Source organism: Williamsia sp. SKLECPSW1 (assembly GCF_054332755.1).
Genome location: NZ_JBTGLI010000001.1, coordinates 1051992 through 1066431 on the forward strand (window position 1 = coordinate 1051992; position 14440 = coordinate 1066431).

The 14440-nt window shown below is 70.7% G+C and carries 13 protein-coding genes; 6 read left to right on the top strand and 7 right to left on the bottom strand.

The window, feature by feature from the left end; genetic code table 11:
- Positions 1-2: 2 nt before the first annotated feature.
- Genes ACXVUM_RS04750 through ACXVUM_RS04760 form a run of 3 tightly spaced genes read left to right on the top strand, consistent with a single transcriptional unit; the run spans position 3 to position 2805 of the window.
- Complete coding sequence (locus ACXVUM_RS04750) at positions 3-938, top strand: FecCD family ABC transporter permease (RefSeq protein WP_458522781.1); 936 nt, start codon at positions 3-5, stop codon at positions 936-938.
- Complete coding sequence (locus ACXVUM_RS04755) at positions 935-2029, top strand: FecCD family ABC transporter permease (protein WP_458520692.1); 1095 nt, start codon at positions 935-937, stop codon at positions 2027-2029. The genes ACXVUM_RS04750 and ACXVUM_RS04755 overlap by 4 nt, the downstream gene beginning before the upstream one ends.
- Positions 2026-2805, top strand: coding sequence for an ABC transporter ATP-binding protein (locus tag ACXVUM_RS04760; protein WP_458520693.1), 780 nt, complete (start codon positions 2026-2028; stop codon positions 2803-2805). The genes ACXVUM_RS04755 and ACXVUM_RS04760 overlap by 4 nt, the downstream gene beginning before the upstream one ends.
- 99 nt (positions 2806-2904) lie before the next feature.
- Here ACXVUM_RS04760 and ACXVUM_RS04765 read toward each other — a convergent pair whose 3' ends face one another.
- The 3 genes from ACXVUM_RS04765 to ACXVUM_RS04775 are packed head-to-tail and all read right to left on the bottom strand — an operon-like array spanning position 2905 to position 5572.
- A complete protein-coding gene (locus ACXVUM_RS04765; protein ID WP_458520694.1) occupies positions 2905-3384 on the bottom strand; it encodes a DUF456 family protein in 480 nt (159 codons plus the stop codon).
- A complete protein-coding gene (gene purT / locus ACXVUM_RS04770) occupies positions 3385-5301 on the bottom strand; it encodes a formate-dependent phosphoribosylglycinamide formyltransferase (RefSeq protein WP_458520695.1) in 1917 nt (638 codons plus the stop codon).
- Positions 5302-5311: 10 nt separating this feature from the next.
- Complete coding sequence (locus tag ACXVUM_RS04775; protein WP_458522782.1) at positions 5312-5572, bottom strand: UBP-type zinc finger domain-containing protein; 261 nt, start codon at positions 5570-5572, stop codon at positions 5312-5314.
- Between the two features lie 258 nt (positions 5573-5830).
- Here ACXVUM_RS04775 and ACXVUM_RS04780 point away from each other — a divergent pair, with 258 nt between their 5' ends.
- Together ACXVUM_RS04780 and ACXVUM_RS04785 are read left to right on the top strand one after the other, a co-directional pair.
- The gene (locus ACXVUM_RS04780) at positions 5831-6313 is read left to right on the top strand and encodes a MarR family winged helix-turn-helix transcriptional regulator (RefSeq protein WP_458520696.1); all 483 of its coding nucleotides are present in this window, start codon (positions 5831-5833) and stop codon (positions 6311-6313) included.
- Positions 6314-6384: 71 nt separating this feature from the next.
- The gene (locus ACXVUM_RS04785) at positions 6385-7992 is read left to right on the top strand and encodes a Na+/H+ antiporter (protein ID WP_458520697.1); all 1608 of its coding nucleotides are present in this window, start codon (positions 6385-6387) and stop codon (positions 7990-7992) included.
- Positions 7993-7998: 6 nt separating this feature from the next.
- Here the strand turns inward: ACXVUM_RS04785 and ACXVUM_RS04790 are convergent, their stop codons facing one another.
- Both ACXVUM_RS04790 and ACXVUM_RS04795 read right to left on the bottom strand, forming a co-directional pair.
- Positions 7999-9504, bottom strand: coding sequence for an adenylate/guanylate cyclase domain-containing protein (locus tag ACXVUM_RS04790; RefSeq protein ID WP_458522783.1), 1506 nt, complete (start codon positions 9502-9504; stop codon positions 7999-8001).
- A 248-nt stretch (positions 9505-9752) separates the two neighbouring features.
- Entirely contained in the window at positions 9753-10289 is a 537-nt protein-coding gene (locus ACXVUM_RS04795) for a TetR/AcrR family transcriptional regulator (RefSeq protein WP_458520698.1), read from the bottom strand.
- A 107-nt stretch (positions 10290-10396) separates the two neighbouring features.
- Here ACXVUM_RS04795 and ACXVUM_RS04800 point away from each other — a divergent pair, with 107 nt between their 5' ends.
- A complete protein-coding gene (locus tag ACXVUM_RS04800) occupies positions 10397-10759 on the top strand; it encodes a DUF4267 domain-containing protein (RefSeq protein WP_458520699.1) in 363 nt (120 codons plus the stop codon).
- A 31-nt stretch (positions 10760-10790) separates the two neighbouring features.
- Here the strand turns inward: ACXVUM_RS04800 and ACXVUM_RS04805 are convergent, their stop codons facing one another.
- Together ACXVUM_RS04805 and fdhF are read right to left on the bottom strand one after the other, a co-directional pair.
- Entirely contained in the window at positions 10791-11207 is a 417-nt protein-coding gene (locus tag ACXVUM_RS04805) for a DUF1641 domain-containing protein (RefSeq protein ID WP_458520700.1), read from the bottom strand.
- 13 nt (positions 11208-11220) lie between these two features.
- A complete protein-coding gene (gene fdhF, locus ACXVUM_RS04810; protein WP_458520701.1) occupies positions 11221-14400 on the bottom strand; it encodes a formate dehydrogenase subunit alpha in 3180 nt (1059 codons plus the stop codon).
- Between the last annotated feature and the right edge of the window lie 40 nt (positions 14401-14440).

Below are 14440 nucleotides of genomic sequence, written 5' to 3' on the forward strand. Positions count from 1 at the left end.
CGATGGCATCCGTCGCGATCGGCTCCCGTGCACTCGGCCTCGGGGCCGTCTGGGACGCACTCTGGTCGGCACAGGGGACACCGGACGTCGTCGGCATCGTCCGCGATCTCCGCGTGCCCCGAACCCTGCTCGGGCTGCTCGTCGGGCTCGCGATGGGCGCTGCGGGCGCCCTCACCCAGGCCCACACCCGCAATCCGCTGGCCGACCCGGGACTGCTCGGCGTCAACGCGGGCGCGGCATGCGCCGTCGTGATCGGCGTCTACACGCTCGGCATCACGACGCCCCTGCAGTACATGGGGTTCGGGCTGCTCGGTGCCGTGGTCGCCGCGATGGCGGTGTTCGGCGCGTCGGCCGCGACGCGCGGCGCCTCACCGATCACCCTCGTGCTGGCGGGCACCGGACTGTCCGCGCTGCTGTTGGCGATCACGTCCGGCATCGTCCTCGTCGACACGGCGTCCCTCGATGCGTGGCGGTTCTGGAACGTCGGCTCCATCGTCGGCCGTGGTCCCGATGTCATCTGGGCTGCACTGCCTTTCATCGCCGCAGGGCTCGTCCTGGCCGTCGGGAGCGGCTTCTTCCTCAACGTCCTCGGACTCGGCGACGACATGAGCCGTGCCCTGGGGTCGCGGATCGTCGTCGTGCGGATCGTCGGGATACTGGCCATCACGCTGCTGGCCGGCGCCGCGACCGCGTCCTGCGGGCCGATCGTCTTCCTCGGGCTCGTCGCACCGCATCTGGCCCGCGCCGTCGTCGGCGCCGACTACCGGTGGATCGTCCCCTACTCGGCACTCATCGGCGCGATCCTGCTGCTGACCTCCGACGTGATCGGCCGCGTCGTCGCCCGCCCCGGGGAGATCCAGGTCGGCATCGTCCTGGCCGTCGTGGGTGCGCCGATGCTCATCCACCTCGTCCGCTCCCGTCGGCTGGTGTCGGTGTGACCGCGACCGCGGTCGCCGACCGCCGCTCGACGACGCCGACACCCCCGCCGCGGCGACGGGTGGCGCGCGTCGGGCCGATCACCGTCGTCCTCCGACCCCGACTCGTCGTCGCGTCGTTCGTCGCCGGTGTGCTCGCCGTGGTGTTGCTCGTCGTCGGGCTCGGTGTCGGCGACTTCCCACTCGGCCCCCTCGACGTCCTCCGGATCCTGTTCGGCGGCGGCACCCGCGTCGAGAACGTCGTCGTCTTCGACGTGGGCCTCCCCCGCGCGCTGCTCGCGGTGCTCGTCGGTGCGGGACTCGGGCTGGCCGGGTCGCTCACGCAGACGGTCGCCCGCAACCCGCTGGCGACGCCCGACATCCTCGGCATCACCGCGGGGGCGAGCGCCGCGGCCGTCATGGCGATCGCCCTGGGGTCCGGGTCGGGCGCCTGGCTCGCCGACCTCGGACTGCCGGTGGCGGCGCTGCTGGGCGGGGTCGTCGGCGCGGTCCTGATGTACGCGCTGGCGTGGCGGGGCGGGATCGAGCCGTTCCGCCTCGTCCTCGTCGGCGTCGCCCTGACCTGGGTGTTCCAGGCGGTCGTCTCGTTCGGGCTGACCCGTGCGCAGATCAACGACGTCGCGCGGGCACAGCGGTGGCTCGTCGGGTCGGTGTCGGCGGCGACATGGTCGTCGGTGATCACCCTCGCCGCGGTCCTGGCGGTGGGAGTGTTGGTCGTCGCGTGCATCGGGCGGGGCCTGTCGCTGCTGGCGCTCGGCGACGACCTCGCGCGGGGTCTCGGCGTGCGCGCGGGCCGCGTCGGCGTGATCGCGCTCGCCGTCGCCGTCGTCGTCTCGGCGGTGACGGTCGCCGCGGCGGGGCCGGTCGCGTTCGTCGCGCTGCTCGCGCCGCAGATCGCGCTGCGGCTCGGCCGCACACCGCAACCACCGCCGGTTCTCTCCGCTCTGCTGGGAGCCGTCCTGGTGTCGGGTGCAGACCTGTTGTGTCGCAGCGTGTTGCCGGGCGGGATCGCCGTCGGCGTCGTCACCGCGGCGGTCGGCGGCCCGTTCCTCGTCTACCTCATGATCGCCGTGTCACGGAAGGCATCCCGATGAGCCGACTGACCGCGCAGGAGCTGACCGTCGGTTACGACGACCGCGTCGTCCTCGACGGCCTCACCCTGAACATCCCCGACGACGTCGTCACGACGATCGTCGGCCCGAACGGGTGCGGGAAATCGACACTGCTGCGGTCGATCTCACGCCTGCTGCGCCCGCGGGCGGGTGTCGTCCGGCTCGACGGCACCGACCTCGCCGATCACCGTCCCCGCGATCTCGCACGGATCCTCGGGCTGCTCCCGCAGGATCCGATCGCCCCGTCGGGCCTCACCGTCGCCGAACTCGTCGAACGCGGACGACACCCCCACCAGCGCTGGTACCGGCAGTCGACACCGGAGGACGACGTCGCGGTCGCCGAGGCGATGGCCCTGACGGGTGTCTCCGATCTCGCCGACCGGCCTGTCGATGCGCTGTCCGGTGGGCAGCGGCGTCGGGTGTGGATCGCACTGGTCCTCGCGCAGCAGACGGAGATCCTGCTGCTCGACGAGCCGACGACCTTCCTCGACCTCGCCCACGCCGTCGACGTCCTGGACCTGGTGCGGACACTGAGCGCCGAGCACGGCAAGACCGTCGTCACCGTCCTGCACGACCTGAATCTCGCTGTGCGCTACAGCGATCACATCGTCGTGATGTGCGACGGCGCGGTGCTCGCGCAGGGGACACCCGGCGACGTCATCACCCCCGAGTTGCTGGAGAAGGCGTTCGGGCTGCGGTCGATGGTGATCCGCGACCCGGTGACCGACGGGCCGCTCGTGGTGCCGCTCGGGCGCTGACGCTCCCGCGACCGGAATCACCACCCGCGACCGTCGCAACGGTCGCCGGAGTGGGGAACGGTCGCGCGAACGGCAGGATCGGTCGCGGGAACGCGGCACCTAGAGCGCGACGGCCCCGATCGTCCAGGAGCCCGCGGCGAACAGCGATGCGGTGAGCTCGATCCCGATCGCGACGAGTGCCGCCCGCGCCGCGGCCACCGCACCCCGACCGGCCGCGCGCGGATCCCGACGGGTCACCCACTCCGATACCGCCGCACCCAGCAGGAATCCGATCGGCAACCCGATCACCGGGACCACGAAGAACCCGACGATGCCGACGAGCCCGCCCACGACGATGGTGCGGTCGGCGATGCCGGACCGGCGCATGCTGCGGCCGGCGACGACGTATTTGAGGCCCATCGCTCCCACGATGAGCACAGCGGCGACCGCCACGACGGCCCAGGCCGCGCCACCGGTCACGATCGCCCACACCACGATCCCCGCCAGCACCAGCGTGGGACCGGGCAGCAGCGGGACGACCGTCCCGACCAGTCCGATCGCGATCACCACCGCGACCAGGAGGTCGCCCCAGACGGGCACCTACTTCTCCACGGTCACACTGCGACCGGAGTCGGTCCGGTCGGAGCTCCCCTCGTCGCCACGCGGGAGGTCGACCTCGCTCACCGGGTCGGTGGCGGAGCCGGTCTCGTCACGGTCCGACCGTCCGTCGGCGGTCGCGGCCTCCTCGTCGCGGGCCGCCGCGGCGGCGTCGAATGCCGCCGTCGTCGGCGGATCGGCGTCCGAGGTCTCCGCGTCGTCGGCAGGCACGGCCGACCCGTCCTCGCCGACGGGTTCGGCGCGGACACTGCGGTCGCGGAACCGATCGGTGCTCGGACCCGTCGAGTCCGGTGATCCGGGGTCGACGAGGGGCACCTCGGCCGGCGGTCCCGCCGGCCGATCGCCCGGCTCCGGCGGCGCGGTGCTCACGGGGCGGACCGCGGCCGCCGCCTCGGTCGCGCGTCGACGCGCCTCGCCGACGTCGTCGGCGGTCGCGACCACGACGCCCATCCGTCGTCGCATGTGACTCTCCGGCTTGCCGAACAGTCGGATGTCGGTCTCCGGGATCGCCAGTGCGGCACCGATGTTCTCGAACGCGATCGCCTTCTCCTCACGGCCGCCGTAGATGACGGCCGAGGCGCCGGGACTGGCCAGGGTGACGTCGACGGGAAGGCCCAGGATCGCGCGGGCGTGCATCTCGAACTCCGACAGGCGCTGGGTCGCGAGGGTGACCAGTCCGGTGTCGTGCGGACGGGGACTCACCTCGCTGAAGTAGACGTCGTCACCCTTGACGAACATCTCGACCCCGAACACGCCGCGACCACCGAGCCCGCCGTCACCGAGGGCGGTGACGATGCGTGCGGCGATGGACATGGCCGCGCCGTGCGCGACCGGGCTCATCGCCTGCGGCTGCCAGCTCTCGACGTAGTCGCCGCGTTCCTGCCGATGCCCGATCGGCGCGCAGAAGTGCGTCGTGAGGCGGCCCGTGGCGGGGTCGACGGCGCGCACGGTCAACAGGGTGATCTCGTAGTCGAAGTCCACGAACCCCTCGACGATGACCCGCCCACCGGACACCCGCGCCCCCGATGCCGCGGTGTCCCAGGCGGACTGGATGTCCTGCGGCCCGCGCAGCATCGACTGCCCCTTGCCCGACGACGACATCGTCGGCTTCACCAGACAGGGGAACCCGACGCGGCGGGTCGCCTCGGTGAGCTGCTCGACGGAGTCGGCGAAGGCGTATGCCGACGTCGGCAGGCCCAACTGCTCGTCGGCGAGCCGCCGGATGCCCTCGCGGTTCATCGTCAGCGCCGTCGCGCGGGCGGTCGGGATGACCTCGGTGATCCCGCGTCGCTCGGCCTCCTCCAACGCTCCGGTCGCGATGGCCTCGATCTCGGGGACGACGAAGTGCGGCCGCTGGTCCTCGATGAGGGCGAGGAGTGCGTCCGGGTCGGTCATGTCCATCACGAACCCGTGGTGGGCGACCTGATGGCCGGGCGCGTTGTGATAGCGGTCGACCGCGATCACCTCGACGCCGAGCCGCTGGAAGGCGATCACCACCTCCTTGCCCAGTTCGCCGGCGCCGAGCAGCATCACCCGCGTCGCCGACGGCGACAACGGCGTCCCGATCCGTGCGGGGCCGGCGGTGGTGCGTCCGAGCGGCGGTCGAGATGTCGGCGGTCGCGGCGGGCCGGGTCGGGGACCGCGGGGCGGCGGACCGGGCCGGGCCGGTGCACCCGACCGCGGCGGCACACCCGGGAACGGCCCGCCGACCGGGGGCGGTACCGGTCCACGCGGGGGAACCGGACGCCCCGCAGGCGCGCGCGGCGGCACCGGTCGACCCGCGGTCGACGGGCGGGACGGCGCCGGACGGGGCGGCTCGCCTCCTGCCACACGAGGCGGCTCGCCGCCGGTGACTCGTGGCGGCTCGCCGCCGGTGGGACGGTCCTCGGGTGTGCTCATGTCCGGTTCCTCATCCGATCTGCGCGTCGACGTAGCACCAGCGCCACGACTCCCCCGGCTCCGCAGAGCGCATCACCGGGTGGTGGGTGGACATGTGGTGGGCGGTCGCGTGACGACGTGGGCTCGAGTCGCAGCAGCCGATGTAGCCGCAGCTCAGGCACTGCCGTAGGTGGGCCCAGTGCTGCTCACCCTCCTCGGCGCATCCCTGGCAGAGCCGTTCCGCGTCGAGATCGGACTCCGACGCGGGCGCATCCCGCAGGTGGGCGCACATGCCGTCGTCCACGGGCTGTCCGGCGACCTCGCGGTCGCCGATGAGCCGGTGGCGGACGGATCTCCTGATCGATCGCACACTGCATTGTCCCGTATCCGCGCGCGGCCCGGCCACCGGCGGCCGTCGACCCGCCCCGCGGGTGGGCCGTATACCACCACCGCAGTACACACGTCGTACGCTGGTCTGGATCAGAACAGGTCGATCCGAGAAACCGGCGATTTGTCCGACGATCCCGTCGACGGGAGTTTCGGAGAACACATGAGCGAGACCACCGACCTGCGGCTGGACGACCAGCTCTGCTTCGCCCTCTACTCGGCGTCGGCGACCATCGTCCGCGCGTACCGCCCGTTGCTCGAGAAGATCGGGCTCACCTACCCGCAGTTCCTGGTGATGATCGTGCTCTGGGAGGACGACGACATCTCCGTCGGCACCCTGGCCGACCGACTGGACCTGCCCGCCAACGGCCTCGCCCCCGTTCTCGACCGCCTCGCCAAGGCCGGTCTGGTGGAACGGCACCGCGACCCGTCCGACCGCCGCGTCCACCGCATGCGATTGACCGATGCCGGTCACGAACTCCGGCACGAGGGCAGCCGCATCGCCGCGGACGTCGCCTGCCGGACGAAACTGTCGGAGACAGAGATCGCTGCGCTGCGCGGAGCGGTCCAGCAGCTGGTGGTGGCCATGCACGACGACGACCAGCTGCCCTCCGACGAGCCCGCCATGAACGGGGCCGCCCGCTAGACACCGGCACGCCACGGGTCCGGCGCGGCGATATCCTCGTCCCGCCGTCCGCTCCGAACCGAGAGGTCCCCGTGGATGCCTCCCTGATCGCCGTCGCCGTCATCGCGCTCGGCGTCGCGGCACTCGCCCGTCGCTACCAGCTGGCGTCGCCGCTGATCCTGGTCGTCGTCGGCCTCGGGGTCGGCTTCATCCCGCAACTGCCGACGCTCGTGCTCGACCCCGACGTCGTCCTCTTCGTCATCCTCCCGCCGCTGCTGTACTCCGCGGCGCAGGACAGCTCCTATGTCGCGCTGCGCCGCAGCGCCCGGGCCATCGGCCTGCTCGCCGTCGCCCTGCCGCTGGTGAGTGCCGTCGTCGTCGGGTTCGTGGCGTACTGGTCGCTGCCGCAGTTGCCGCTCGCGGCCGCGATGGTGCTCGGCGCCGTCGTCGCGCCCCCGGACGCGGTGTCGGCGACCGCGATCGGTCGGCGACTGGGGTTGCCGCGCAAGATCACCACCCTGCTCGGCGGCGAGAGTCTCCTCAACGACGCGACCGCGCTCACCGCCTACCGACTGGCCCTCGGGGCCGCGGTCGGCGCCACCACGACGGCCTGGGGCGGCATCGGACTGTTCGCCCTCGCGGCCGTGGGCGGCGTCGTCGTCGGGTTGGCCTTCGGTGTGGTCGTCTCGCGGATCCGCCTGTGGCTCACCGATCCCCCGATGGAGACCGCGGTCGGGATCGTCATCCCGTTCGCCACCTATTTCGTCGCCGAGGAACTCCAGGCGTCCGGGGTCATCGCGGTGGTCGTCGTCGGGCTGTACCTCGGGCAGCGATCGGCCCGCGACGGCTACGCCACCCGCCTGCAGGACAACGCGGTGTGGCGCTCGATCGACGTCATGCTCGAGTCGTTCGTCTTCCTGCTCATCGGGTTGCAGCTGCCCGAGGTGATCCGCGGGCTACGAGGCCACTCCCTCGGCGCGATCGTCTGGACTGCCGTCGCGGTTCTCGCGGCCGTCATCCTGGTGCGGATCGTGTGGATGTTCCCGGCGACCTACGTGCCACGACTGCTGTCGCGGCGGATCCGCGACCGGGAGTCGCCGCCGACCCCGGCGGCGGTGTTCGTCCTCGCCTGGTCGGGGATGCGGGGTGTGGTCAGCCTCGCCGCGGCCTTCGCGATCCCGCTGACCACCGATTCCGGCGACCCGTTCCCCGCCCGCGACGAGATCATCTTCCTGACGTTCGTGGTGGTCGTCGGGACCCTGTTGCTGCAGGGCCTGTCGTTGCCGTGGCTGATCCGTCGCCTCGGGGTCACCGGCAACGAGCGCCGATCGGACCTGTTGGCGCTGGCCGCGGCGCAGGACCGCGCCGGGCGCGCAGCCGGCGCGCGTCTCGACGAGCTCGCCGCGGAGTTGCCGCCGAGCGAGGCCAACGACGACCAGGTGCAGGTGCTGCGGCGCTGGCTGAAGTCCCGCAAGAACCTCGCCTGGGAGGAACTCGGCCGCGGCGAGGACGAGATCGGCGAGAGTCCGTCGATGGTGTTCAGTCGCCTGCGCACCGAGTTGTTGCAGACCCAGCGCGAGGTGTTCATCGGTGAGCGCGACGCCGGGCGCATCGACGACGAGGTCCTCCGACGGGTCCTGCGCCAACTCGACCTCGCCGAAGGGCTCTCGGATCGCGGTTCGCGCGGATCGGGGAGCTGACGTCGGTCAGCGCGCGACGTGGACGACCGTCTCCGCGGTACGCCCACGGAGGGTGATGGTCTCCTGCTCCTCCCAGTACCGCCCTTCGTCGTGGGCGGCGTCGATCGCGGCACCGCTGGCGAGGGGATGGGTGGGATCACGTTTGGCGAGCTCACTCAGGCGGGCCGACTCGTTCACCGTGTCACCGATGACGGTGTACTCGAATCGTTGGATGGCGCCGACGTTCCCGGCGACCACGGGCCCGTAGCCGACGCCGATCCCGGCCGAGAGCTCCGGCACCTCCTGCGCCAGGCGCGACGAGATGGCGCGGGCCGCGGCCAGGGCGGCACCCGCGGAGTCGTCGAGGTCGATCGGTGCGCCGAACACCGCGAGGACCGCGTCGCCCTCGAACTTGTTGACCAGACCCTTGCGTTCCTCGACCTCGGTCACGATGACCGCGAAGAACCGGTTGAGGATCCGCACCACCTCTGCGGGTTCGCGTTCCGTGGCCAGCGTCGTCGAGCCGATGACGTCGACGAACACCACCGCGACGGTGCGTTCGGTCCCCCCGAGCTCGGGGTCGCTGGAGAGTGCGGCCTCGGCGACATCGCGACCGACGTGACGCCCGAACAGGTCCTGCAACCGTTCGCGTTCGCGCAACCCCTCGACCATCGCGTTGAAACCGGCCTGCAGTTCGCCGAGCTCGGTGTCGTCGAAGATGACGACCGACACGTCGGTGTCACCCCGGCTGACCTTCGTCATCCCCGAGGCGACGGTGCGGACCGGGGCGATGACGTGCGTGGTGTTGAGGACCGTCAGCAACACACCGGTGAACAGGGCCGTCGCCGCGAGCACCGTGATGCCCACGAACACGTCGGTCTTCGTGGTCTGGTCGCGCAGCAGCGAGAACGACACGACCAGGAACATCCCGACGATCGGGATGCCCGAGCCCACCGACCACGAGATGAACGCCCGGGTGCGCAGCGCACCCCGACGGCGACGGGCGGAGCCGGCCTCGGCGGCGATGATCCGCGCTGCGATCGGACGCAGCGAGAACTCGCTGAGGAGATAGGAGATCGCGCAGACGACGGTGCCGGAGAGTCCGACGACGAGGAAGATCTTCGGGATGAGGATGGGCTCGAGCACGCCGTAGCAGATCGTGAACATGATGACCGCGGCGATCCAGAACACGGCCTGCAGTGCGGTGAGCTTCCACGGGATCCACCGCGCGCGACGCGCCTCCGTCGGGGTGGGGACCTGGTCGCGGATGGCCCAGCGCAACTGCCGGACGATGATCGTGGTCCCGGTGACGGCCCCCACCACGAGTGCGGCACCGACGTACACCGGGAGCGCGATGAAGTTCACCCACCAGAACTTGGCGTGGAAGACGCTCGGCTCCGGGATCCCGACACTCGCCAGCACGACGGCCATGACGGCGCCGATCGCGTTCGACACGACGATGGAGAAGGTGAGGAGGATCTGGATGCGGATCCGCTGCGTACGGCGGTTCTCGCTCGTCGACCCCAGGAGCATCGAGCCGTAGTCGTAGTCGCGACGGATCAGCCGCACACGTCACCCACTCCGGTCTCGTCCACCCGGCACGTCCGGGTACCCGTGAGCAACCTACCCGGTCACGGCGGCACTCTCGGGGGTATCGATCCGGTGCAGGCGGGTCACGGTCGTGTCCCGAGACTCGGTGCGCGGGAGTGCTCGGCGGGTGGAGGTGGCCCTGACAGTGCCTCCGCGGTAGGGCAGGCGCGGCACCTGTGGCCATCGACGGCTCAGTTCCCGGACAACACTCGGGAGGCGTGGTCGAGCCGGTCGCGCGACCGGACGGCGGGAAGTCGCTTGCCGATCTCGAGCGTCGCCAGGCCGTGGACGGTCGCCCACGCGACTTCCGCCTCGGTGTCATCCGGGCCGGGGAATGCGTCCTGAAACGCGGCGAACGCCCGGCGCAGCGGATCGGGGCCCGTGTCGCTGCCGAATGTCAGCCCAGAGGGCATCAGGAACATCGCCTCGTACAGGCGGGGTCGGTCGGTGGCGAACTCGAGGTACGCCTGCATCCGCGCGCGCGGCTCGGAGGGAACGCTGCTCAGTGCGTCCGCGATCGCCTCGAAACCGCTCAGCGCGACCGCGTCGAGAAGCGCCTGCCGACCGCCCGGAAAGGCCGAGTAGATGACGGGCTGGGTGACCCCCAAGTCGGCGGCGAGCCGCCGCATGGTGACGGCGTCCCATCCCTCGACGTCGGCCACCGCGCGCGCTGTGCGGGTGATCTGTTCGCGACGGCGGTCGAGGTCGGGTGCGGGCCGGGGACTCATGCCCCGATGATACATAGCCAGGTTATGTAACAGCAGTAGACAACGACGTGCCTCTGAGTCTAACGTCGTTACAGAACGACGTTAGACAACGAACGAAGGGTTACGTCATGACCATCGCCGCACTGATAGTCGCTGTCCTCGGATGTCTGTTCATCCTGTTCATCGGTGGCCGCTTCCTGGTGGCGCCGGCGATCGCCACCGCCGGGTTCGGTGTCCCCGAGGACCGCCGCCGCGCATTCACCAGCATCAAGGGCGTCCGCGACATCACCTCCGGCCTCGTGCCGTTGGTCGTCCTCGCCGCGGGCGGGACGCATGTGTTCGGGTGGGCCCTGCTCGCAGCGGCGGTCACCCCCATCGGCGACGCGATCATCGTCGTCACCAACGGTGGCACCCGCCGCCACGCCCTGAGCGTGCACGGCGGGACCGCGGTCGTCCTCGTCGTCGCCGGGCTCGTCCTCGGTCTCGGCTAGCTGTACCGACCGCGGACGACCGCCCGCGGCCTCAGCACTTGTCGTCGCGCAGGGCGCCCCCGATGGCGGCCAACGCGGCCAGTGCGGCCGACAGTCCGCGACGTGTGTCGGGATCGCGGAGACGACGCGCCAGCGCCACGGGGCCCTCGGGCTTCGCGGTCGCGGCGGCCGCCGCATCCGACCGTGCCCGGCGGATCCCCCCGGCGAGACGCTCGGCCTCGTCCGGGTCGAGGTCACGCAGTCCGCCCGCGACCGCGAGCACCGCGCGCAGGCTGTCGGCGTCGATCGCGTCGAGCAGCGTCTTCAGCAGTGTCGGGTAGGCCCGTGCACCGCCGGCCAGCGCGCGGAGCAGTCCACTGTCGTGCAATGCCTCGACGAGGTCGTCGAGTTCGTCCGATGCGGCCGTGTCCGGCGGTGTGGGCGGGGTGTACCCCAGTGAGCGAGCCATCAGTGATCCCTCCTCACGCCGTCGCCCCGTCGGGTTCGGGCTCGGGTGGCGGAACGTAGTCGGCACGTGCCCATTTCCGCTCGACCTCCACACCCACCTGCGGCGTGGGGTTCCCGTAGCGGTGGTGATGGCGCGGCAGGGGTGAGCCGTCGGGATGAGCCTCGAGGTCACGGGCTCCCTTGCGTCCCCGGTCGGCCCCGCGGCGGGACCCACCGCGCACCTCCTGCGGGCCGTCGGCACGTTCGAGGTACACCGCGATCTCCTTGTAGGCGGGGGTGTGCGAGTCCGGGTCCACCTCGTTGGAGGTGAGTGAGTTGATCTCGGCGGCCTGCATCGGCACCCAGAGCTGCCCGTCGGCGACCTGCTCCGACAGCAGCACCCGCGCGGTGATCTCGCCATGGCGCGAGACCAGCCGCACCCAGTCACCGGTGGCGAGGCCGCCGTACGACTCGGCGGTCCGCCTGCTCATCTCGACGTAGGTGTCGGGGACGATGTGGGTGAGCCCGGCCGACCGCAGGGTCAGGTTGCCCTCGTGGAAGTGCTCGAGCACCCGACCGTTGTTGACGTGCAACGGGTACTTGTCGTCGGGCTTCTCCACCGGCTCGCGGAAGTCCACCGGGTGCAGGCGGGCCATGCCGTCGTCGAAGTGGAAGCCGTCGGTGTAGAGCAGCGGGGTGTCGGTGCCGTCCTCGGCGACCGGCCACTGCAGCGAGTCGTACCCTTCCAGTCGGTCGTAGCGGACGCCGGCGAACAACGGTGTGAGCCCGGCGATCTCGTCCATGATCTGCGACGGGTGCGTGAACCCCCACTCGTAGCCCATGTGCGAGGCGATGTCCTGCAGGATCTGCCAGTCGGGTTTCGCGTCGCCGACGGGTTCCATCGCCTTGTACAACCGCTGGATCCGACGCTCGGTGTTGGTGAACGTCCCGTCCTTCTCCAGTGACGCCGCCGCGGGCAGCACCACGTCGGCGAACTCACAGGTGCGGGAGAAGTACAGCTCGGACACGACGCAGAACTCCAGCTTCTCCATCGCCTCCTGCACGTAGTGGATGTTCGCGTCGACGAGGGCGAGTTCCTCGCCGACCACGACGAGCGCCTTCAGCCGACCGTCGTGCGCGGCGTCGACCATCTCGTGGTTGTCCATGCCGGGTTCGGTGGAGAACTCACGCCCGTAGGCACGTTCGAACTTGGCGCGCACCTCGTCGTCCCCGAGGGGCTGGTACCCGGTGTAGAACGAGTTGATGGTGCCGAAGTCGCTGCAGCCCTGCACGTTGTTGTGGCCCCGCAGCGGATACCCACCGGTGCCGGGTCGGCCGTAGTTGCCGGTCACGAGCAACAGGTTGGAGATGGCCGTCGAGGTGTCGGACCCCATGTGGTGCTGGGTCACACCCATCGCCCACAACCCGACCACCGAGTCCGCCGTGGCCACCCGATGCGCGACGTCGCGCAGTTTCTCGGCCGGGATGCCGGTGCGCTCTTCGGCGTAGGCGATGGTGAACTGCGCCAACGATTCCCGGTACTCGTCGAGACCGTTGACGTGGTCGGAGAGGAAGTCCTCGTCGGCCCAGCCCTCGTCGAGGATGTGCCTGGTCACCGCCGACAGCCAGATCAGGTCGGTACCCGGTTCCGGTCGGATGAAGACGTCTGCGGTCTGGGCCAATCCGTGCTCGCGCAGATCGGCCACGATGTGCTGCTGGTCGGAGAACTTGTGTGCGCGGCGGAGCCGGGCGGCGATCACCGGGTGTGAATCCGACGTGTTCGACCCGACGATCAGCACCAGCGCAGCGCGTTCCATGTCACTGATCGACCCGGCATCACCGCCGTATCCGACCGTGCGCCACAGCCCCTCGGTCGCCGGCGCCTGGCAGTAGCGCGAACAGTTGTCGGTGTTGTGGGTCCCGAAGACCTGACGCGCGAGTTTCTGCGTCAGGTACGACTCCTCGTTCGTCGCCTTCGACGACCCGATGACGGCCACCGCGTCGGATCCGTCGCGATCGATGATCGCTGTCATCCGCTCGGCGATGGTGTCCATCGCCTCGGCCCACGACACCTCGGCGAAACGGTTGCCGCGCCGGACGAGCGGGCGGGTCAGCCGGTCGGGGGCGTTGATGTGATCCCAGCCGAACTTGCCCTTGACGCAGGTGGAGATGGAGTTCGCCGGTCCCTCGAACTGCGGTTGGATGCGGAGGATCTCGCGGCCGCGGGTCTCGACGTCGAAGCTGCACCCGACACCGCAGTAGGTGCAGACCGTCTTGGTCACCGAGGTCACGGCCTGACGCGCGGTCGCCTCGGCGTCGCTCAGGGCGTACAGCGGCAGGTAACCGGTGGTCGGCTCGACCCCCTTGACGATGTCGATCGCCGGTTCGCGGGTCTCTTCCGGCCAGTCGGTGAACAGGCCGTGCCTGCCCAGCATCGTCTTCTCCATCAGTGCGTTGCACGGGCACACCGTCACGCAGTGGCCGCAGGACACACACGACGACTCGCCCGCGGGCGCACCACCGTCCCACAGCACGCGGGGATTGTCCGACTCCCAGTCGATGGACAGTGTCTCGGTGACCTGCACGTCCTGACAGGCCTCCACGCAGCGTCCGCACAGGATGCACTGGTCGGGGTCGTAGCGGTAGAACGGGTGCGAGTCGTCGATCTCATACGGCTTCGGCTGGAACGGGTTCCGTTCGTGGGTGAGTCCCGACGCCTCGACGCCCTTCTTAAGTTCACAGGCACCGTCGTTGTGGTCGCAGACGGTGCAGTAGAGGACGTGCTTGCGTATCAACCGCTGCGCCGCCTCCTCACGGGCCGCGGCCGACTCTCCCTCGGTGCCGATCTCGAGGCCTGCGGTCGTGGTGGTCGCGCAGGCACGCACCACCTGTCCGTCGACCTCGACCATGCACGTGTCGCAGGTCTGCAGTGCGCCCAGCGCGGGGTGATAGCAGACCCGGGGCCACTTCTCACCGGCGTCGGCGATGAGCGCCTCGATCGCGGGCCGGTCGGCCACGGCGGGGATGACGCGTCCGTCGACCACGATCTCGACGTCGCGGGGCGGATCTGCCGCCGCGTCCTGCGACAATGGCCGGAAATCGGCTCGGGAAGCGGAAGATTCGGCGACTGGACGATCGGGTTCGTCGGGCACGGACGCTCCTGGGGCCGGCGCGCACGTCCGGCCCGCACCTCCGACGTGCGGGCAGGCGGTCACGGTGGTGTCCGTGTGGACTCTGCTCACCACACGGTGCTGT